19 protein-coding genes are annotated in these 20659 nt (G+C 69.1%); 9 read left to right on the top strand and 10 right to left on the bottom strand.

Features of this window, described 5'->3' with window-relative positions; translation table 11 throughout:
- Positions 1–52: 52 nt before the first annotated feature.
- Complete coding sequence (locus AIF0345_RS14450; RefSeq protein ID WP_285296539.1) at positions 53–778, bottom strand: LamG domain-containing protein; 726 nt, start codon at positions 776–778, stop codon at positions 53–55.
- 90 nt (positions 779–868) lie between these two features.
- Complete coding sequence (locus tag AIF0345_RS14445) at positions 869–1306, bottom strand: LamG domain-containing protein (RefSeq protein WP_285296538.1); 438 nt, start codon at positions 1304–1306, stop codon at positions 869–871.
- 200 nt (positions 1307–1506) lie between these two features.
- Here AIF0345_RS14445 and AIF0345_RS14440 point away from each other — a divergent pair, with 200 nt between their 5' ends.
- From AIF0345_RS14440 to AIF0345_RS14420, 5 genes are all read left to right on the top strand, one after another.
- Positions 1507–3624, top strand: a complete 2118-nt coding sequence (locus tag AIF0345_RS14440; RefSeq protein ID WP_285296537.1) for a glycoside hydrolase family 36 protein — start codon at positions 1507–1509, stop codon at positions 3622–3624.
- An 11-nt stretch (positions 3625–3635) separates the two neighbouring features.
- A complete protein-coding gene (locus AIF0345_RS14435; RefSeq protein ID WP_285296536.1) occupies positions 3636–4985 on the top strand; it encodes an ABC transporter substrate-binding protein in 1350 nt (449 codons plus the stop codon).
- A 2-nt stretch (positions 4986–4987) separates the two neighbouring features.
- A complete protein-coding gene (locus AIF0345_RS14430; RefSeq protein ID WP_285296535.1) occupies positions 4988–5896 on the top strand; it encodes a carbohydrate ABC transporter permease in 909 nt (302 codons plus the stop codon).
- A complete protein-coding gene (locus tag AIF0345_RS14425; RefSeq protein ID WP_285296534.1) occupies positions 5893–6714 on the top strand; it encodes a carbohydrate ABC transporter permease in 822 nt (273 codons plus the stop codon). The genes AIF0345_RS14430 and AIF0345_RS14425 overlap by 4 nt, the downstream gene beginning before the upstream one ends.
- Before the next feature lie 414 nt (positions 6715–7128).
- A complete protein-coding gene (locus AIF0345_RS14420) occupies positions 7129–7875 on the top strand; it encodes a TrmH family RNA methyltransferase (protein ID WP_404976015.1) in 747 nt (248 codons plus the stop codon).
- Between the two features lie 251 nt (positions 7876–8126).
- Here AIF0345_RS14420 and AIF0345_RS14415 read toward each other — a convergent pair whose 3' ends face one another.
- The gene (locus AIF0345_RS14415; protein ID WP_084682355.1) at positions 8127–8579 is read right to left on the bottom strand and encodes an Hsp20/alpha crystallin family protein; all 453 of its coding nucleotides are present in this window, start codon (positions 8577–8579) and stop codon (positions 8127–8129) included.
- A gap of 242 nt (positions 8580–8821) precedes the next feature.
- On the opposite strand from AIF0345_RS14415, the gene fbaA reads away from it, so the two are divergent.
- The 3 genes from fbaA to AIF0345_RS14400 all read left to right on the top strand — a co-directional run bounded on the left by fbaA (position 8822) and on the right by AIF0345_RS14400 (position 11893).
- Positions 8822–9874, top strand: a complete 1053-nt coding sequence (gene fbaA / locus AIF0345_RS14410; RefSeq protein WP_043559930.1) for a class II fructose-bisphosphate aldolase — start codon at positions 8822–8824, stop codon at positions 9872–9874.
- 96 nt (positions 9875–9970) lie between these two features.
- Positions 9971–10180 carry a hypothetical protein gene (locus tag AIF0345_RS14405; RefSeq protein ID WP_268917104.1) on the top strand — a complete coding sequence of 70 codons (210 nt, stop codon included), beginning with the start codon at positions 9971–9973 and terminating at the stop codon, positions 10178–10180.
- Between the two features lie 426 nt (positions 10181–10606).
- Positions 10607–11893, top strand: a complete 1287-nt coding sequence (locus tag AIF0345_RS14400; RefSeq protein WP_043559927.1) for an adenylosuccinate synthase — start codon at positions 10607–10609, stop codon at positions 11891–11893.
- A gap of 174 nt (positions 11894–12067) precedes the next feature.
- On the opposite strand, the gene AIF0345_RS14395 is transcribed toward AIF0345_RS14400, so the two are convergent.
- From AIF0345_RS14395 to AIF0345_RS14365, 7 genes are all read right to left on the bottom strand, one after another.
- Positions 12068–12817 carry an LppM family (lipo)protein gene (locus AIF0345_RS14395; RefSeq protein WP_273168839.1) on the bottom strand — a complete coding sequence of 250 codons (750 nt, stop codon included), beginning with the start codon at positions 12815–12817 and terminating at the stop codon, positions 12068–12070.
- Positions 12818–13043: 226 nt separating this feature from the next.
- Entirely contained in the window at positions 13044–14003 is a 960-nt protein-coding gene (locus tag AIF0345_RS14390) for an LppM family (lipo)protein (RefSeq protein WP_404975945.1), read from the bottom strand.
- A 147-nt stretch (positions 14004–14150) separates the two neighbouring features.
- Positions 14151–14996: a resistance to Congo red protein gene (locus AIF0345_RS14385; protein ID WP_285296531.1), complete on the bottom strand. Its 846-nt coding sequence runs from the start codon at positions 14994–14996 to the stop codon at positions 14151–14153.
- 137 nt (positions 14997–15133) lie between these two features.
- Entirely contained in the window at positions 15134–15508 is a 375-nt protein-coding gene (locus AIF0345_RS14380; RefSeq protein ID WP_285296530.1) for a hypothetical protein, read from the bottom strand.
- 17 nt (positions 15509–15525) lie between these two features.
- Entirely contained in the window at positions 15526–15945 is a 420-nt protein-coding gene (locus AIF0345_RS14375) for a hypothetical protein (RefSeq protein ID WP_285296529.1), read from the bottom strand.
- 421 nt (positions 15946–16366) lie between these two features.
- Positions 16367–17404: an LppM family (lipo)protein gene (locus AIF0345_RS14370; RefSeq protein ID WP_285296528.1), complete on the bottom strand. Its 1038-nt coding sequence runs from the start codon at positions 17402–17404 to the stop codon at positions 16367–16369.
- Positions 17405–17596: 192 nt separating this feature from the next.
- Entirely contained in the window at positions 17597–18400 is an 804-nt protein-coding gene (locus AIF0345_RS14365; protein ID WP_285296527.1) for an LppM family (lipo)protein, read from the bottom strand.
- A gap of 168 nt (positions 18401–18568) precedes the next feature.
- Here AIF0345_RS14365 and AIF0345_RS14360 point away from each other — a divergent pair, with 168 nt between their 5' ends.
- Positions 18569–20422 carry a phosphoenolpyruvate carboxykinase (GTP) gene (locus AIF0345_RS14360; protein WP_043559922.1) on the top strand — a complete coding sequence of 618 codons (1854 nt, stop codon included), beginning with the start codon at positions 18569–18571 and terminating at the stop codon, positions 20420–20422.
- Positions 20423–20659 lie beyond the last annotated feature (237 nt).

Genomic DNA, 20659 nt, shown 5'->3' with positions numbered 1-20659 from the left:
CGATCTCGAGCCGGAACTGAACCGATTTCGACGAGAGGGGGCGGCGGGGTCCCTACTGGGTGGAGGCGGGGGACTCGATCCGCCACGTCGTCGCCTGCTCCTCCTCCCCGGTGACCAGCTGTCCGCCCCCGGAGGACAGGGCAAGGCCGCTGAGCTTGGAACGGATCCTCACTCCGTCCTCCACCGGCAGGACGTGCCACCGGTACCGGCTGCCCGCGGTGTCCGTCCCGGTACCCGCCCCGGGGGAGGCCACCAGGCCCCCGCCCGCATAGCCGGTGGCGGACTCGGCGCCCAGCACGGCCCCCGACGGCGAAGCGAGCACATAGGTGAGATCGTCCTGGCGGCGCAGGCGCCAGCGAGTGTCCTCACCGGTGGAGGCGCTGAGCACGACGCCCGCAGAGCCCAGGGTCAGCGCCCGGCCCTCGGGGTCGAGGACGCGGACGTCTCCGTCCGGCTGCACCCGGGCGGGAGTCCGGTAGTAGGTGCGGACGTAGTCGATGTCGAAGGAGGCTGGCAGGGCGGAGTCCTGGACCCTGCCCAGGTGCCCCTCCAGGCTGAGGACCACGTGCCGGGACATGCGCCACAGGGAAGGGTCGGGGGCGGGCAGGCGCCAGGCGAGATGACGGTCCCAGTAGATGAGCACCTCGCCCTCCCGGCGCTCGACGCCGTAGAAGTGGTAGTCCGAGGAGACGTCATCGGCCGTCGGGTAGGTGTGCCCGCCGAAGGATCGGTGGCCGGCGTCGTTGCCGCCCGGCCAGATGTGCGTGGCCGAGGTCATGGCGTGGAAGTCGAAGGTCTCCTGGACGTCGATCTCCGGGTTCGGGTCGGCGGCCAGGGCGTTCTCGCCGCTGAGGGTGGAGGACTGGAGTCAGACGGCGGAGAGCACGCGGGCGGCTGAGGGCAGGGCCCTGGCGCGAACCTCCACGTAGCTGCACACGCCGGGAGTGTCGAAGACGGATTCCACAGCCCCGAAGGTGTGGCTGGCACCGCCCCCGCCCCCGGATCCCTCGGCCCTGGCCCACAGGCGCAGGACGCCGTCGGAGACCTCCGCGTTCTCGTCGCGGAAGGCCCCGACCCCAGAGGTCGGGTACCACAGGCCGCGGTGCCAGCGGGCGGAGTCCAGAGGGGCGTCGAAGCCGTCGCTGAGGGAGTCGATGAGCGTCCACTCCTTCAGGTTGATGTCCGTTCCCTCTGCGCGGGCCGGGGCGGGCGGGCCCAGGAGGGGGAGCCCGGTCAGGACCGCCGCGGACAGGACGGCGCGACGTCGGCTCAGTGTCATCGAGGTCACCGGGGTCATCGGGGTCATCGTTCATGCTCCTTCGCACGACTCGGAGGGTCCTCAACGCACGGTAGACCTCGACGGAGACAGCGGGAAGATCCCCGCAGAATCTTGTGAAACGGATGTTTCACAGCTCGTGGACAGGCGAATGCGACCCTTCCTACGGTGGGCGCAGTCTGAGAGGGGGCCGATGCGGGCCGCTTCGTCTGGAGGTTCTGATGACTGCGATGACCGCACTGACTGCACCGGCAGCGGTGCCCGTCCGCGACCTGGGCATGGCGCGCCTGCGCATCCAGCCCGGCTGGCCCGCGGCGCTCGCGGTCGGCGGCAGCCCGGCCCACGTCCCGTCCCTCCCCCTGGTGGAGTGCCTGACTGTGGAGACCGGACGGGCCTTCGTGGATCACCGCCTGACCCGCACCGCGCAGGGGGCCGCCCTGCGGCCTGTCACCCTGGAGGAGAAGGAGGGGCCCTGGCCGCACCACCTGCTCACCCAGCGCGACGAGACCACCGGCCTGGTCGCCCTGACCGACCTGTGGCGCCCTACCCCCGCCTCCCTGCGGGTGCGCACGCGAGTGCGCAACGACGGCGCCGCGCCCCTGCACCTGACCGCCCTCAGCATCCTGTCCGCCACCGTCCTGCCCGGCGCGCCCCTGGACGACCTCGACCTCATGACCGCGCCCTCGGCCTGGATGGCCGAGCAGCGCTGGCGCCACCAGCGCCTGGGGGAGGAGCTGGTCGACGTCGGGACCGCCGTCCACGGCCAGTCCCCCCGCGACACCCTGCGCCTGAGCGCGGAGTCCGGGTGGTCCTCCAGCCGCTGGGAGCCCGTGGGCATCCTCACCGACCCGGCCGGCGGCCAGGCCCTCGCCTGGCAGGTGGAGCACAACGGCGCCTGGACGGTGGAGGTCTCCCGCCGCGGCGACGTCCTGGGCCTGGTGGTCTGCGGCCCCACCGACCTTCAGCACGGCTGGATGCGCGTCCTGCACCCCGGCCAGGAGGCGACCACCCCCACCGCGGCCCTCGTCCTGTCCGACGGCGGCTGGCAGGGGGCCGCCGTCGAGCTCACGGCCTACCGCCGTGCCCTGCGTGAGCGCACGGCGCCCACCACCGACCCGGCCCCCGTCGTCTTCAACGACTACATGAACACCCTCATGGCCGACCCGACGGCGGAGCGCCTGGCCACCCTCGTGCCCGCGGCCGCCCGCGCCGGCGCCGAGGTCTACTGCATCGACGACGGCTGGCACTCCGACGAGGAGGACGGGGCCTGGTGGGACGCCGTCGGCGCCTGGGAGCCCTCCGCTCGCCGCTTCCCCGAGGGGCTCGGAGCCACCCTGGACCTCATCCGCGACGAGGGCATGTCCCCCGGGCTGTGGATCGAGCCCCTCGCCGTCGGGGCGCGCAGCCCCTTGGCCCGCAGCCTTCCCGCTGAAGCCTTCATGCGCCGCGGCGGCAGCCTCCTCATCGAGCAGGGCCGCCTGCGCCTGGACATGCGTCACCCGGCCGCGCGCGAGCACCTCGACGCTGTCGTGGACCGGATGGTCGGCTACGGCATCGGCTACCTCAAGGTGGACGACAACTACTCCGCGGGCGCCGGGCCCGACGCCGGTGCCGACTCGGCCGGCGACGCCCTCCTGGAGCACTCCCGGGCGTGGGCCGGGTGGCTCGCCGCCCTGGGGCGGCGTCACCCGGGCCTGGTGGTTGAGAACTGCGCCTCCGGCGGCATGACCACCGACTACGCGCTTCTGGCCGCAGCTCGCCTCCAGTCCACCTCAGACCTCCAGGACCCCCTGCGCTACCCGCCCATCGCCGCCAACGCCCCCCTGACGGTCCTGCCCGAGCAGGCCGCCAGCTGGGGGTACCCGCAGCCGGGGATGAGCGACGAGGAGATCGTCTACACCCTGGTCACCTCCCTGGCCGGCTCCGTCTACCTCTCGGGGCACCTGGACCGGATGAGCGACCACCAGATCGCCCTGGTGCGCGCCGCCACCGACCTGGCCAAGGCCCTGCGCACCCACCTGTGCCGGGACGCGCCCTGGTGGCCCGCCGACGTCGCCGGCTGGAACGACCCCTGGGTGGTGGCCGCCCGCGCCGCCTCCCCGCACTCTCGCGAGGGGATCCTCCTGGTGTGGCACCGGCCCGGCCTGGGCTCCGGTGCGCCCGAGATCCTACTGCCCGCGCTGGCGGACTGCGACGTCGAGCAGATCTACCCGCCCCGCGACCTCGTCCCCGAGCCCGGTCTGCGCGCCGAGCCCGGTCCGCACGGGCTGCGCCTGACCGGCGCGGCCACACCCCTCGCCCGGGCCTACCTGGTCCGGTCCCACCACTGCGTCAATGACGCCGCATGAACGGAGAACCCATGAACCGCAACCCCCTCAACCCGCTGACCGCGCCCGTGACCCGGCGCGCCTCCCTGGCCATGGCCGCCTCGCTCGTCGGCGCCATCGCGCTCGCCGCCTGCTCCGACCCTGGCAGCGGCGCCGCGGGCCAGGGCGCCCCGGCCTCCTGGCCGGCGGCCACGGACGGGCTCGACGGCGTCGAGCTGACCTTCTGGGCGGCCCAGTCCTCCGCCAAGATCCCCGCCACCGTGGTCAAGGCCTTCGAGGAGGCCACCGGCGCGAAGGTCTCGATCGTCACCATCCCCGACCCCTACGAGCAGGGCGTCCAGACCAAGGTCGCCACCGGTGACCTCCCGGACCTGGCCATGTGGCAGCCCACCGCCTCCCAGCTGCTGAGCCTGGGCGCCAAGGAGCGTCTCCTGCCCCTGGACGGCGCCCCCTGGGAGGCCGCCACCGACGCCAGCGTCCTGGACGCCGGCGGCACGCTGGAGGGCACCCGCTACGCCGCCTTCATCTCCGCCCCCTCCGTCATGGGAGTGTGGTACAACAAGAAGGTCTTCGAGGCCAACGGCGTCACGATCCCCAAGAGCTTCGAGGAGTTCCTCACCGCGGCGCGCTCCCTCAAGGGCAAGGGCGTCACCCCCTTCTACGAGATGGGAGGCGAGTGGTGGGCCTCCCAGTGGGCCGTCCAGGTCCAGCTGGCCGACGCCGCCAAGGACGGCCTGTGGGACAGGGTCAACGCCAACGAGGACGCCTTCACGGGCACGGACATCCAGGGCGCCATTGACGCCTACAGCTCCATGATCGGCGAGGGCCTGTTCAACGAGGACATCAAGACCGCCACCTTCGACCAGCAGGCCAAAGCCCTCCTGGACGGCAAGGCCGCCATGGCCATCCAGGTCACCAGCCTCCTGGCCAATATGGCCGCCCAGGCGGACGCGAGCACCCTGGACTCCACCATCGGCTTCTTCCCGATCTCCAAGAAGGGTGCCCTGGCGACGTCCATCCCCGACCAGACCAACGCCGTCGTCGTCTTCGCCACCGGCGACTCCTCGCGCGAGACCGCCGCCCGCCAGCTCCTGACCTACTGGCTCTCCGAGGGCTACGCCGACTTCATCAAGGAGCAGAACACGGTCTCGATCATCTCGGGGGTCGACACCCCCGCCACGGCTCCCGCGGCCCTGGTGGAGTCCAACAAGACCCTGGCCTCCTCCGTGGGCTCCATGCAGTCCCTGGCCATTGCCAACCCGGACCTGGCCAAGAACCTGGGCGACATGATCGCCGGGACCAAGACGCCCGCCCAGGTGGGGCAGGAGACGCAGGCGCAGTTCGTCCAGCTCGCCAAGGCCATCGGCGCGAAGGGCTTCTGAGCATGGCGGCCGCACGAGGCGGGTCGCGGCGCGGCGCCCGCGGTTCGGGCGCCGCCCACCCCTGGGCCTTCGTCGTCCCGGCGTTCGCCGTGCTCGCGGTGTTCTTCCTGACCCCCACGCTGTACAACTTCGTCTACGCCTTCACGGACTGGTCCAGCTTCAAGTCCTCGATCCAGCCCACGGGGTGGAGCAACTTCGCCCAGCTGGCCTCCTCCGGCGACCTGCGCCGGGCCCTGGTGATCACCCTCCTGTACGCCGGCGGGGTGGCGGTCGTCCAGAACCTCTTCGGGCTGGGGCTCGCCCTCCTCCTGGAGCGGGACACGGCCGTCAACAAGGTCGTCCGGGTGGTCTTCTTCATCCCGGTCATTATGTCGGCCCTGGCGGTCGGCTACGTCTTCCAGGCTCTCCTCAAGCCCGACGGCGGAGTGAACCAGCTCCTGGGTCTGCTGACGGGCGGGCCGGTGAGCATCGCCTGGCTGGGCTCCACGCGCTGGACCCTGCTGGTCGTCATCATCATCCACGCCTGGAAGTGGATGGGCATGTCCATGCTCGTCTACCTGGCGGGACTCAAGACCATCGACCACCAGGTCCTGGAGGCCGCCCGCATCGACGGGGCCTCGCGCTGGCAGACCCTCACCCGGATCCGGGTCCCGCTGATCGCCCCGGCCGTCACCTTCAATGTGGCCACGGCCCTCCTGGGCTCGATGAACTCCTTCGACATCGTCCAGGCCACCACCGGGGGCGGGCCCGGGGGCTCCACCGAGCTGCTCAACCTGTACATCTTCCGCACCTTCGGCCAGGGCCTGTACGCCCAGGCCACGACCATGAGCCTCGTGCTCTTCCTGGCCGTGGTCCTGCTGGCCTTCCCCGTCATCGGGATGCTCCGGCGTCGAGAGAGGAACATGGCATGAACCGCCTCAAGCGTGGAGTCCAGCCGGTCGTCGCGGTGCTGCTGGCAGCCGTCCTGGTGGGAGTGCCGCTGTGGACGGTCCTGGTCACCGCCGGCAAGTCGCAGGCCGAGGCCCTCAGCCCGGATTTGTCCCTGCCCTCGCACTGGCAGCTGGGGGCCAATACGGCCGAGGTGGTCTCCCGTGCCCGCGTCGGAGCCGCCTTCATCGGCAGCCTGCTGCTCCTGGTCCCCTCCGTGGCCCTCGTGCTCGTCCTGGGTTCCATGGCCGCCTGGGTGCTGGCGCGCCGCTCGGGGAGGGCGGCGGCCGTGGTCTACGCCGTCGGCATCTGCGGGATCATCCTGCCGCCGGCCGTGGTGACCCTGGTGCTCCTGCTGCGCCAGCTGGGCCTGGCGGGGACCGCCGTGGGCATGATCTGCGCCTACGTGGGGATGTATCTGTCCACCGTCATCTTCTTCGTGACGGGCTTCGTGCGCACGGTCCCGGTCTCGCTGGAGGAGGCGGCGCGCATCGACGGCGCGGGGCCGCTGCGGGTCTTCCTCACCATTATCCTGCCGCTGCTGCGCCCGGTGCTGGCCACGGCGACCATCCTCATCAGCCTGTACGTGTGGAACGACGTCTTCTACGCCTTCTTCGTGGTGGGCGGGCGCATGGACACCCTGCCGCTCAACCTCTTCGCGGTGGCGAGCGCAGGGGTGCACCTGAACAACTGGCACCTCATCTTCACCTACATCCTCCTCATGAGCGCCCCGCTGGTCGTGCTCTTCACCGTCTTCCAGCGGCAGATCATCTCGGGCATCACCTCCGGGGCCGTGAAGTAGGGGCCGTTGGGGCTGGGGCGTTGGGGCTGGGCCGACGACGCCGGCCAGGCGGGTCCGACTGGCCGGCCCCAGGCCGGCCTTCGTCCGGCGGGCCCGATGCGTGGAGGCCGCGCTGGCGGTTCCTCGCTCCGCGAGGGCGCCAGCGACGGTGAGCTCGACGTGGAAGCCGCACGCTCCGGGCGCCGACCGCAGAGCTCGGTATTCGCCAGTCGAGCGCGGAGCCCGATCGGGCAACGCTTGAGATCATCGCACTGCTTTACCGCCGGGCATCCTTCGCGTGAGCTCACGGCATAGAGGCCGGACCCCTCGGGAGCTTCCTGCAGGTCGATGGCCTGGAGCGTCGCGAGGCCTCGCCGAGTCGGCCTCGGCTCGTACATGCGGGCGGGGCGGGACAATGCCGCCATGGATCACGACATGCGCCCAGCTGCTCAGGGGTCTGCCGACAGCGAGCCGGTGGAGACGTCCGACCCGCCTGAGGGCGAGTGGCGGGCCAGCCGTCGGCCTCGGCCCGCTCCGCTGGACGAAGACGCCCCGGCCGACCGCCGCGAGGTCGGGGTGGGGCCCTGGCCGGGCGGGCGTGCGGCCTGGCCGGCCGATCCGCGCTACGACCGCGAGCTGCTCGCCTCGGGCGACCGGCGCAACGTCGTCGACCGCTATCGCTACTGGAGCGTCGAGGCGATCCGCGCCGACCTCGCCGCCCGCGCGCACCCGCTGCACGTGGCCGTCGAGAACGTGAGCCAGGACCTCAACATCGGCTCGATCGTGCGCACCGCCAACGCCTTCAACGTCGCCGGCGTCCACATCGTGGGCCGGCGTCGGTGGAACAGGCGCGGCGCCATGGTCACCAACCGCTACCTCGACGTGCGCCACCATCCCGAGCCCGCCGAGCTGCTCGCCTGGGCCACCGAGGCGGACTATGAGGCGGTCGCCGTCGACAACGGCCCCGGCTCGCGGCGGCTGGAGGGCGAGGCCCTGCCCCAGCGCTGCCTCATGATCTTCGGCTCCGAGGGCGAGGGGATCAGCCCCGAGCTGCTGGCGCGGTGCTCCCGCCTGCTGCGCATTGGCCAGTACGGCTCGACGCGCTCCATCAACGTGGCCGCGGCCGCCGCCGTCGCCATGCACGCCTGGATCCTCCAGCACGCCAGCTCCGCCCCGGACTGAGGCCTGAGACTCCCGCGGTCTACCTTGACCGCCGCGGGGCTCGTGGCCGAAGAACGGACCTGCGACCGCAGGTCCAGGGTGCTGCCGCGCCGCTCGGAACGCGGTCGCGCGGGCCGGGCCCCTCGGGTGGGGCCCGGCCCGCGCGGGGCGGGCTGGACGTACCGGCGGCGCCCCAGCCACGCGAACGGTGGGGCCCGGCCCGCGCGGGCCGGGCACCGAGCAATGCTGGGCGCCAGAGGCGCCGGCCGGCGTCAGGACTCGTCGGCGCCCTCGATCACGGGGTGCGAGGACGAGGCGTGCGTGACCTCGATCTTGCGAGGCTTGGCCTCCTCGGCAACCGGGATCGTCAGCGTGAGAACGCCGTCGGTGTACCGGGCCGAGATCTGGTCCAGCGCGAGCCCGTAGCCCAGGGTGAGCTGCCGGGCGAAGGTCCCGGACGGGCGCTCGTGGGCGAGCCACTGGATGCCCTCGGCGTCCTGGGCCGGACGCTCGGCGCGGACGGTGAGGGTGCGGTCCTCGACGTCGACGTCGATCGTCGAGGGGTCAACCCCCGGCAGATCGATGCGGGCGACGAAGGACTCGCCCTTCCTGTACAGGTCGAGGGGCATTCCCACGGACGCGGGGGTGCGGACCATACCGCCCGTCAGCAGGCGGTCCAGGTCGCGGAACGGATCAAACGATGCTGCTGTCGCCATGTCAACCATCTCCATGCGGTCGCTGTGCCGGACTGTCCGGCACAGCTCCGGAAGGGCGCTTCCCGCGTCCCCTCCGGGTCGCTCCATTCTGGCACTCTCGATGCGAGAGTGCTAAGCAGTATCGCTCAGGGAGGAGCGCGATCGGCCGCGCGCGGCCGATCCGGGACCATGATCCGCTACACGGCCGCCCTGATCCGTGGAAGAATCAGTGGCACACCACTGCCCATTCACTGACTATCAGGAGGCACACAGTGGCTATTGCAACCCCGGAGTCGTACGCCGACATGATTGACCGCGCGAAGGCCGGCAAGTACGCCATCCCCGCGATCAACGTCACCTCGTCGCAGACTCTCTCCGCCGCTCTCAAGGGCTTCGCCGACGCCGAGTCCGACGGCATCATCCAGGTCTCCAACGGCGGCGCCGCGTACTGGTCCGGCTCCTCGCGCGCCGACCGCGTCAAGGGCTCCCTCGCCCTGTCCGCCTACGCCAACGCGGTTGCCGACCTCTACCCGGTGGGCGTCGTCGCCCTCCACACCGACCACTGCCCGCGCAAGCTGGTCGACGTCTGGCTCAGGCCCCTCCTCGAGATCGAGATCGAGCAGGCCAAGCGCGGCGAGCCGACCGCCTTCCAGTCTCACATGTGGGACGGCTCCGCCGAGAGCCTCGAGGACAACATCAAGATCGCCGTCGAGTTGCTCGCCATGAGCAAGAAGGCCAACACCATCCTGGAGATCGAGATCGGCGCCGTCGGCGGCGAGGAGGATGGCATCAAGGGCGAGGAGAACGCCAGCCTCTACACCACGGCCGACGACGCGTGGGCCGCCGTCGAGGCCCTCGGTCTGGGCGAGAACGGCCGTTACACCACGGCGCTGACCTTCGGCAACGTGCACGGCGCCTACAAGCCCGGCCACGTCAAGCTCCGCCCCGAGCTCCTCGGCGAGATCCAGGACGACGTCGCGAGGCGCCTCGGCGACCGCCTGAAGACCAAGGTCGGGGACAAGGGCTCCCCCTTCGACCTGGTCATGCACGGCGGCTCCGGCTCCACCGCCGAGGAGATCGCCACGGCCGTGCGCAACGGCGTCATCAAGATGAACGTGGACACCGACACCCAGTACGCCTTCACGCGTCCGGTCGCCGACCACATGTTCAAGAACTACGACGGCGTCCTCAAGATCGACGGCGAGGTCGGCAACAAGAAGGTCTACGACCCCCGCTCGTGGGGCAAGGCCGCTGAGAACGGCATGGCCGCCCGCGTGGTCGAGGCCTGCGAGCGTCTCGGCTCCGTCGGCTCCGCCAAGCGCTGAGACCGGCCGGGCGCTGCCCGCGTCGAGATAGACATTTTCGGACGAGATAGACGGCGACACCGTCTACCTCGTCCGAAAATGTCTATCTCGACAGGCATGATCGGAGGCGAGGCATGGGACAGCACGGCGCACCGGGACAGCCGGAGCGCATTCTGGGCGGTCGCGATCATCCTCGCGATTCCCGCGGCGCTGCGGGCGATCAGCTTGTTCCGACGCCGGACGGTGCTGAGCGCGAGCGGCATCGAGCTGCACCGGCTGGTGTGGACCGAGCGGCGGCCGTGGCCGGCGGCTCTGCCGGGCGGTTGAAGTCTGCGGAGGGGTGGCGGCGAGCCGGCGGGCGCCCGTCGAGATCGGTCGAGTTCCGCGTCGAGATCGGTTCGGGGTGCCCGCCTCAGTCGGCCGGGGCGGGTGCCGGGACTGCGATCGGGTGCAGTGCTCGGGCGCCCGCGCGGAGCAGGCCGGAGTGCGTCGGGACGTGAACGTGCCTTTCTCCCGTCCTTCTGAGGTCTACCCCCAGAAGGATGGAAAGGTACGTTCACGTGACGAACCTCCGTTGACGTTGGGACCCGCCGCCCGCCCGGAGCGTCTCACGAAGGCTTCCTCCCCCCGTGTGAAACCTCAACCGCGGCCCTCCCAACGGCCCCGACCGCGGCCTGCCGACGCTGCCACTCAGGTAGGCTGGCGATCGGCGCAGACGCTTGTGCGCCACCGTCACGAACAGGGGAGAAGCCCATGCCAGCTGTTGTCGTCGTCGGGACTCAGTGGGGGGACGAGGGAAAGGGCAAGGCGACCGACCAGCTCGGCCAGGACGTCGACTACGTCGTCAAGTTCAACGGCGGCAACAACGCCGGCCACACCGTCGTCGTCGACGGCGAGGCCTTCGCCCTGCACCTTCTGCCTGCGGGCGTGCTCACGCCCGGCGTCACGCCCATGATCGGCAACGGCGTCGTGGTGGACCTCGAGGTGCTCTTCAACGAGATCGCCGAGATCGAGGCGCGCGGCAAGGACGCCTCGGCCCTGCGCGTCTCCGCCTCGGCCCACCTCATCCCCTCATACAACCGGGTGCTGGACCGCACCACCGAGCGCTTCCTCGGCGCTCGTCACCTGGGCACCACGGGGCGGGGCATTGGGCCGACCTATGCGGACAAGATGAACCGCGTGGGTTTGCGCGTCCAGGACCTTTTCGACGAGTCGATCCTGCGCCAGAAGGTCCGCTCCGCGCTGGACCAGAAGAACGGCCTGTTCCTCAAGGTCTTCAACCGCCCGGCCATCGACCCCGACGAGGTCGCCGACGATCTCCTGACCTACGCCGACCGTGTGCGCCCCATGGTCGTGGACTGCTCCCTGGTTCTCAATGAGGCCCTCGACGCCGGCAGGACCGTCCTGTTCGAGGCGGGTCAGGCCACCATGCTCGACATCGACCACGGCACCTACCCCTTCGTCACCTCCTCCAGCCCCACTGCCGGCGGCGCCTGCACCGGCACGGGCGTGGGGCCGACCCGCATCGACTCCGTCGTCGGCGTCGTCAAGGCCTACACCACCCGTGTGGGGGAGGGTCCATTCCCCACCGAGCTGCACGACGACATGGGCGAGCGCCTGCGCACCGAGGGCGGGGAGTACGGGGTGACCACCGGGCGGCCGCGCCGCTGCGGCTGGCACGACGCCGTCGTCACCCGCTACGCGGCGCGCGTCAACGGGCTCACCGACCTGGTGATGACCAAGCTGGACGTCCTGACCGGGCACGAGACCATTCCGGTGTGCGTGGCCTACGACGTCGACGGCGAGCGCACCGACGAGATGCCGCTGACCCAGACCGGCTTCCACCACGCGGTGCCGGTCTACGAGGAGATGCCCGGCTGGAGCGAGGACATCACCGGGGTGCGCGCCTTCGCCGACCTGCCGCGCGCCGCCCGGGACTATGTGCTGCGCGTCGAGGAGCTCGCCCGCACGCGGGTGGCCGCTGTCGGCGTGGGGCCGGGGCGCGAGGCCACCATTACACGTCACGCGCTGCTCGGCTGATCCGTTCCCGACGCCGGGGGCTGCCGGTGGCTGGAACCGCCGGGGCCGACGCGAGCTGAGCAGGGCCCGGACGGGGAATGATGCGGCGACCCGCCGCCTTCCGGGTGACGGGCCGCCGCAGCATAGGGCCGGCGGGCCGGGGCCGCTGGTGGTCCAGCAGCCGCGCGCTCGGCTCTAACCGGTGAAGGATCCCGGCTGCTGGCCGGGCGGCGGGGCCGGCTGCTGGTTGAGCGGGGCCGGCTGCTGGCCGGGCGGCGGGGCCAGCCGTGCGAGGTTGGCCCGCTTATTCCTGCGGACGCGCAGCACGACGACGAGCGCAATGCCGCCTCCGATGACGAGAACGGCAATGGCGCCGACGGCGACCCATATCCAGGGTTGGCTCGGGGAGTCCTTGCCCGTGGCCGTCACCGATGTGCCGGTGCTGAGTCCGGTCCAGGTCGCACTGTTTCCGTCGGTCTTACCGCCCTCGCTGGCTTTCACGGCCTTGCCGGGGAAGTTCACGGTCATGGTGGCGTCATCGAGATCGGCCTTCGTCGTCGCCGAGAAGATGAATTTGCCGTTCTCGTGGGATATTGACCAGGAGATGCTGGAGGTGCCCTCGGGCGGGATGTTCGTGGTTGATATCTTGCATGCAGGCTCTCCGTCCTGCTCTATCTGCTCGACGGTGGCCGGGTTCGGGCCCTCGATGGTGGGGAAGTTCTCCTTCCTGCAGAACTGGGAGAATGCCTCGCCCGGCAGGCCGGAAGCGGTCATGATCAGGGTGAGGTCCACCTCGTCCTCACCACGGATCGTGAACTCGTAGTTCGCCTTCAGCTGCGGATTGAGCATGTCGGCTGCGGAGGTGGGCGCGATGCCGACCAGAGCGAGCGCGCATAGTACGATCAGTGTAAGAGCGGTGCGGGTCGATCTGGCATGGGATCTCATGCCCGCAGTTTATGCCGGTCCCCGTACGCGGCGCCCGGACCTGAGGAGTCGGCCTTCCAGCGCCCCGGGGAGTCGGGCGCCCAGCCCGCCCCACCCCCCAGCCCCCGTCCTCGAGCGGCCCCCTTCGCCCGCCGAGATCGATCGAGTTCCGCACCGAGATCGGTTCGCAGAGCCCGGCGTCCGCCGGGGACCCCGCCGCCCAGAGCCAATCGTCTGGCTCGGGGGCTCAGTACTGACCGTTGGGGTAGTAGGGCTGCTGGCCCTGGCCCTGCTGGCCGGGCTGGGGATAGCCGGGCTGGCCGGGCTGAGGAGCGTAGCCGGGCTGGGAGTAGCCGGGCTGGCCGGGCTGGGCGTAGCCGCCCTGGGTGTAGTCCGGCTGGCCGGGCTGGGGATAGCCGGGCTGGCCGGGCTGAGGAGTGTAGCCCGGCTGGGCGTAGCCGCCCTGGGTGTAGTCCGGCTGGCCGGGCTGAGGGTAGCCGGGCTGGCCGGCCTGAGGGTTGTAGCCCGGGGCCATGCCGGGGTTCGCCATGGGGGCGCCGGGGTAGACCGCCTGCTTCTTCTTCTGCACGACGAGGACGTAGTAGGAGATCCCGCCGGCAGTTGCGAGGAGCACCAGAACGACAAGGGCAATGGCGAGGTAGGGCGTGCTGTGGTCGGCCCCAGTGGCTTTGAGGTCTTTCTTCTCCTTGTCGGCCTGCTTCCACGTGGCGGTGTTCCCGGACTTCTTGCCGTCGCCGGAGACAGATGAGACCTTGCCCGGGAAGGTCACCGATACCTCTGCGCTATCGTAATACGAGAAGGCTGAGTCGCTGCTCGTGTAGGTGAACTCCTTGCCCTCGTGGTCGATCTCTCCAGGGAAGTGCCTGTTGTACTGCGACATGGATATGTTATTGGCTGTGACCGTGCATGTGTCGCTCTTGGAGTCGTAGTCCGTCTTGAGTTTTTCCTTGACGTCAGAGTCGAGGCTGTCTAAGGAACTGGCATCTTCGCATGATGAGCGACTGATAGAGCTGCTCGAGAATGCGATCTTCACTTTGATGTTGTTCTCTTTGATGATCTCGATCGAGACAGTGAGCGAGTCCGAGGAGGCGGCAGCGGTGGGCGAGATGCCGATGACGCCGATGAGGGCGAGGGCTGGAACGACCACGGCTGCGGCGAGCCGGCGAAGAACGTGGGGGAAGTGCATGGCCCCATAGTCTACGGAAGTGACGGCTGGACGTGTGCGGTATGCGGCGCCGTAGGTGCACGACTCGGCGTCCCTGCGGCGACTTCGTCACCGTCGTTCGCCCGGTTGCCGGTGCCGAGGCTGAACGAATGTGATGCAGACCACGAATCAGTGTCGGGTGCTGGGATTGTACGGTTGCTGGCCCGACTGACCCGGCCCGGGCTGGGTGTAGCCGTAGCCGCTCTGGGTGTAGCCCGGCTGGGCGGGTGTTCGAGACAGGTCGCGGGCGCTCACCGGTGCGGTGGCGCCGGAGTGTGTTCTCCTGCGGTTGAGAACGATGAGCGCAATGACGCCGCCGGTGACGAGAGCAGCGACGCCGCCCGCGATGATCCATGCCCAGAACAGGCGCTGGGAGCTTCTGTCTCCGATGGGGCCCCCGTTGCTCTTGTCTTTGTCTGGGGCTGGATTGCCTGCTGAGTCCTCACCCTCTGCCCTGAGCGAGCTGAGAGTGTCGATGTCGGACCAGGTGACCTTGTTCCCGTCCGCTTGGGCGTGCTCGTCGCTGCTTATGACCTTGCCGGGGAAGGCGACCTTGATGGTCGCGCCGATGCCCTTCATGCCGGAGAGGTCGGAGGCTTCAAATACGTATGTGCTGCCCTCGTGCCTGATGTTCAGTCCCTCGCCATTCTTCGAGCCGTCGATATTTGTGTCGAATATGGACAGGACGCACTGATCCCCCTGGACCCTCGTGGTGACGTCGGCGGTCGAGTCGTCGACGGTTATCAGGTCCTTATCGCAGTAGAGACTGGGGGGAGTGTCGGCATTCCTCATAGTGAACGTCATGTCGAAGGTGTCCTGCTCGTGGATGTCGAACTCGAAGGAACTCGTGACGCTCCTGGATTCGGGAGCGGCGGTGGCGGCAGGAGGTGTGCTGGTGACGCCAATGATGCTGAGAGCAAGGGCGGCCGTCGCTGCGCTGAGTCGGTGCAGCCTGGTGCGGAGAGGGGCGCGCATGCAGGAGAGCCTACTGGACGGGAGGGTCGAGATGCGCCATCCCGGCGACGCGGTGGGATCGTTTTCCTGTTTGTCCTGTCATCTGGGAGGAAGTGCGGTTCCGGTCTCGGACCTATCGAGGCTGAGAGAATGCAGGTTCAGTACTGTTGATTGGGGTGGTACGACTGCTGGCCGGGCGCCTGGGGCTGGCCGGGCTGGGTGTAGCCGGGCTGACCGGGCACCTGGGGCTGGCTGTAGATGTTGACTGGCGCGCCGAGCTGCTTCTTCTTGCGGTTGGACAGCACGACGGCGGCCGCGATACCGCCTCCGATGACGATGACGACAAGAGCTCCGACTATGATCCATGTCCAGGAAGAGTCCGAAGAGTCCCAGAGCAGCCCTGAAGACTTAGAGTCCCTGCCTTCGGCGCTGATCGATTTGAGAGAGTCGAGATCAGGCCAGGTGGCGGTGTTTCCGCTGACCTTCGCATTGTCGTCAGCCTTGGTCACTTTGCCGGGGAAGGTGACCGACATGGTCGAGTCGATGTCTTTTATCTCGAAAAAGTCAGATGCCGAGAAAAGTACTTATTGTCCTTATGCTCGATGCTCATACTGGCGTCATCGTTCATATTGGCGATCTTTATGCCGGTAAAGGTCATGATGCACTGGTTGTCTTTGGTCTCCACGTCGACGGTGACGTCGGGCTGATCCTCGAATTTCATCGAGTCCGTCAGGTCTTTTGTGCAGTAAGAGCTGGGGGAGCTTCCCTCGACCTCCATCGTGACGGTCACGTCGACCGTCTCGTTCTCATGGATGTCAATCTGGTATGCGGCCGTCATCTTCACATCGCTCGGACTGGGGGCAGCGGCGGCGGGTGGGGCGCCGGCAGTGCCGATGAGGATGAAGGCGAGGACGCCCATCGCCGCTGTGAAACGATGTAGATGTAGGCGAGTGCGGACAAGACTGCTCATGACGGTGAGTCTACGGTATGAGGGAGAATTAATGCACCCGTGCCGCGGGTCGGGATTTTGAGCGGCCGGCCTGATGCTCCACAGAGACGCCCGGCCTCCGGGCGCGGAGGTCGGGCAAGGGGGTGCGCGGGGCCGGGCTCGATACCGGCGGCCGGGGCTGCGGAGGAATCGGGCCAGCGGCCTGACTGGCGGTTGGGTGCGGGCAGAGACTGGTCGTAGACATCGGACAAGCGCGGGGACGGCCGAAGTCGCGCTGATCCGACGAAGAGCGTGGAGGACGTATATGTGCGTGAGTCCCGGGTCCATGGAAGCGGCTGCTGGAGGCGCGCGGTGCTACCGGCTTGCGGCGCATCGTCATTGAGAATCACCATTGAGAGGGGAGAAGCGGCCCGGTTTCGGGGGTGCGCAGATGATATGGGCATCAGTACCGTTGATAGGGATTGTACGACTGCTGGTCGGAGTGGTCGTCGCTCGGCGGCCAGGACTGGGTGGGGCCAGGGGATTCCTGGCTGGGCCGGCTGTAATCGGGCTGGCTGTACCAGGGCTGGCCGTAGCCCGGCTGGCTGTGCCCCGGCTGGACGTAGCCCGGGCGTCCGTAGTCCGCCTGGCCGCACCCTGGCTGTGTGGGTCCCTGCTGGGCGTACTCGGAACCAGGCTGAGCGTGATCGGGTTGGCTGTACCCGGACTGCCTATAGCTTGGTTGGCCGTAGCCGGGCTGAGCGTGCCCGGACTGTTCGTAAGCGGGCTGAGGAATTCCCGGTTGGTAGAGTTGATAGGGTGTGCCGGGTTGGTTGTAGGGGCCGGGCGGGGCGCCATTCGCTGAGTGTTTCCTGCGGGTGACCATGATGACGGTGAGTGCAGCTCCGCCTCCGACAATCATGACCGCGATGGCTCCGACGCCAATCCATGCCCAGGGCGGATCGGGGGAGTCTCTCCCGACCGCGTGCAAGTCTTCGTTCGCGTTCAGGTAGTTGTCCCAGGTCACCGTGTTTCCACTTGTCTTTGCGTTTCCCGACGCCTCGATGACCCTGCCGGGAAAAGTTACTGTGTACCGGGAGTCCAGGCCCTCGTACCTGTTATTGAAATCGGTGGACGGCACCGTTATCTCGAACTTTCCGTCGCTGTGCGTGATGGACGGGTTCTCATGAGGGCTGGAGAATTCTGATAGGGGAACCGCCTCTGCGTCTACCTGGCAGGCCGGATGTCCTTTGTACTCGGTGAGGGTGTAGGTGGGCTTCAGCTTGCTGGAGGGTGGGGCGCTGTTGGCCGTCCCTTTTGCTGAGCAGGCGGACTCCATTATTTCTTTGTCGAGGCCCCAGAAAACCGCTGTCAGGTCGACCGTGTCATTGGAGTGGATGGTGACATCGTAATTGATGCCGCATGCGCTCAGGGCGAGTAGGGCTGGAATAATGAGGGTGAGGCCGAGCCGACGAAGGGCTGCGGAAGCCATGGCGCGCATGCTCAGTAGTCTACGGATGCGTCGAGCTTTTGGAAGCCCGTTCGGGCCAGGACGGAAGCGGATGCCGATCCAGGGCGGCCGACCACGGCCGCCTCAGGACCGATCTCGAGCCGGAACCGGACCGATCTCGGCGCGGAAGTGAACCGATCTCGGCGAAGGGGAGGGCCCGGCTTGGCGACCCGGCCTAGCGAGTCAGCGCTGGGAGCCCTTGCGAGGACCCCGCTTCTTCGACCCGGGACGCCGATCCTCGGCCGAGCCGCGCTCTGCCCACCCGGCCGCCGACCGGCGTCGGCGCACCGCGACCACCGCGACCACCGCGACCGCGGCGAGCCCCGCGGCCGCGGTGCCCGCGGCGATCCACGCCCCGAAGCGCTCCAGCACGCCCAGCCCCTCGTCCGGCGTCGCATAGCCAGAGGCGCTCACGCCGCTGGTGAGGCTGTCGGAGCCCTCCCAGGTGACCGTGCGTCCCGACACGCTGCCGCCGCCGGCGTCGACGACGGCGCCCGGGAAGGTGACCGACAGGCGGGCGTCGACGGCGGCGGCGAGCGGCTCAGCGGTGGAGGCGGCGCCGGCGTCGGACGTGGCGGGAGCGCCGTCGAGGCCGGTGGCGATCGGGGAGACGGTGACGATATAGCGGTCGCCGTCGCGCATGACGAGCGGGACCGTTCCGGAGCCGGCGGCCTCATCGGCGTCGGGAATCCTGACGCCGGTCGCCTTCACCTCGCAGCCCACGCCCTCGCTGTCGTCGGCCGAGCCGATCGGGGTCGCAGTGACGTCGGCGCCGTCGGATGTGCCCACGACGGAGGGGTCGGCGTAGTCCTGGCAGTCGGTGTCGGCGGTCAGCACGCTGCCGGTCGTGTCGCGCAGGACGAGGGTGGCGTCGTAGGTGTCGGAGGGGCTGATGGTCATGTCCATGTGGGCCGTGCAGGCGGACAGGCTGAGCGCCGCGGCCACGGCCGCCATGAGGATCGGGGCAGTACGACGTCGGTTCTTCACGCCTTCGACGCTACACGGGGCGCAGATGTGTCCGGAAACACGGGACGCGTGTGGCGTGTGTGACGATTGGGGCGCTGCTGGGACCTAAGGGGGCGTGACCGAAGTCGGCGGTTGGGAGAGGATTGGGAGTGTCAGCCAGTGTTTCAAGACACCCAGGAAGGGACCCACATGACTGTGTCTGAGAAGGATGTGCGCGCGGCCGCGCCGGCCAACGCGCCCGAGGATGTCATCGCGTTCGTCGCCCGCCTCGCCGAGCTCGGCAAGCCGGAGAAGGTGCACTTCTGCGACGGCTCCGACGCCGAGTGGGACCGCCTGACCTCCGAGATGGTCGAGTCGGGCATGTTCACCCGCCTCAACCCGGAGAAGCGGCCCAACTCCTTCCTCGCCCGGTCGCTGCCGAGCGATGTCGCCCGCGTCGAGTCCCGCACCTTCATCTGCTCCGAGAAGGAGGAGGACGCCGGTCCGACCAACAACTGGTACGACCCGGCGGAGATGAAGAAGATCCTCAACGAGAAGTTCGACGGCACCTACGTCGGCCGCACCATGTACGTGATCCCCTTCTCCATGGGGCCGCTGGGCGGGCCGATCTCCCAGCTGGGCATCGAGATCACGGACTCGCCCTACGTGGTGGTCAACATGCGCATTATGACGCGCATGGGCGCCGCCGCCATGGACCTCATCGGCGAGGGCCGCACCTGGGTGCCCTGCGCGCACTCCGTGGGCGCGCCGCTCCAGCCGGGCGAGAAGGACACCGCCTGGCCCTGCAACGACGAGAAGTACATCACCCAGTTCCCGGAGACCAACGAGATCTGGTCCTACGGCTCCGGCTACGGCGGCAACGCCCTGCTGGGCAAGAAGTGCTATGCGCTGCGCATCGCCTCGACCATGGCCCGCCGCGACGGCTGGATGGCCGAGCACATGCTCATCCTGCGCCTGACCCAGGAGAGCACCGGCAAGCAGTACCACGTCACCGCCGCGTTCCCGTCCGCCTGCGGCAAGACCAACCTGGCCATGCTCCAGCCCACGATCCCCGGCTACAAGGTCGAGACCGTCGGCGACGACATCTCCTGGATGCGCCCCGGCCCGGACGGCCGCCTGCGCGCCATCAACCCGGAGGCCGGCTTCTTCGGCGTCGCCCCGGGCACGTCCTACAAGACGAACCCGATGGCCATGGAGACCATGAAGGCCAACTCCATCTTCACCAACGTCGCCCTGACCGACGACGGCGACGTGTGGTGGGAGGGCATCGACGCCCCGCTGCCGGACCACCTCATCGACTGGCAGGGCAACGACTACACGCCCGCCGACGCCGAGGCCGGTAAGAAGGCCGCGCACCCGAACTCGCGCTTCACCACGCCCGCCTCGCAGTGCCCGATCATCTGCCCCGACTGGGAGGCCCCCGAGGGCGTTCCGGTCGACGCCGTCCTGTTCGGCGGCCGCCGCGCCACCAACGTGCCGCTGGTTGCCGAGCAGTACGAGCCCGCCCACGGCGTGTTCATCGGCGCCTCCGTGGCGTCCGAGGTCACCGCGGCCGCCCTGGACGCCAAGGTCGGCTCGCTGCGCCACGACCCCTTCGCCATGCTGCCCTTCTGCGGCTACAACATGGCCGACTACTGGGGCCACTGGCTGGCGATGCAGGACGAGCTGGGCGAGAAGTTCCCCAAGGTCTACCAGGTCAACTGGTTCCGCAAGGACGAGGACGGCAAGTTCCTGTGGCCCGGCTACGGGGAGAACTCCCGCGTCCTGGACTGGATCGTGCGCCGCGCCGGCGGCGAGGTCGAGGCCGTCGAGGGCGTGACCGGCCTGTACCCGAAGTTCGAGGACTTCAACCTCGACGGCGTGGACGTCGATGAGGCCACCTGGGACAAGATGTACGACATCGACCCGGACGCCTGGGCCGCCGAGATGGAGGACACCGAGGAGTACTTCAAGCAGTTCGGCGACAAGGTGCCCGACGCCGTCAAGGCGCAGCTGGACAAGTTCCGCGAGCGCATCGCGGCCGCCAAGGCCAAGAAGGCCTGAGCCGGTCGGCTGCTAGTCCGGGCCGGCCCGGCGGCTGAGCCCGAAGCCGACGGCGCCCGGCCGTCCCTCATCCCGGAGGCGGCCGGGCGCCGTTGTGCGCCGTCGGTCGGCCCCGCGATGTCGACGATCATGAGCGAGGCGGACCGACCGGATGGTGATGACGTCGACCTGATCGCGGCAGACGCCGTCCGGGTCGATTTCACGCGGGGTGCGGGCCGGGAGAAAGATCGAGGCTGA

Origin of the sequence: Actinomyces israelii (assembly GCF_030253495.1) — a bacterium.
Taxonomy (GTDB): Bacteria; Actinomycetota; Actinomycetes; order Actinomycetales; family Actinomycetaceae; genus Actinomyces; species Actinomyces israelii.
The sequence above is the reverse complement of the archived record's forward strand: the minus strand, read 5'-3'. Positions and strand labels throughout refer to the sequence as shown.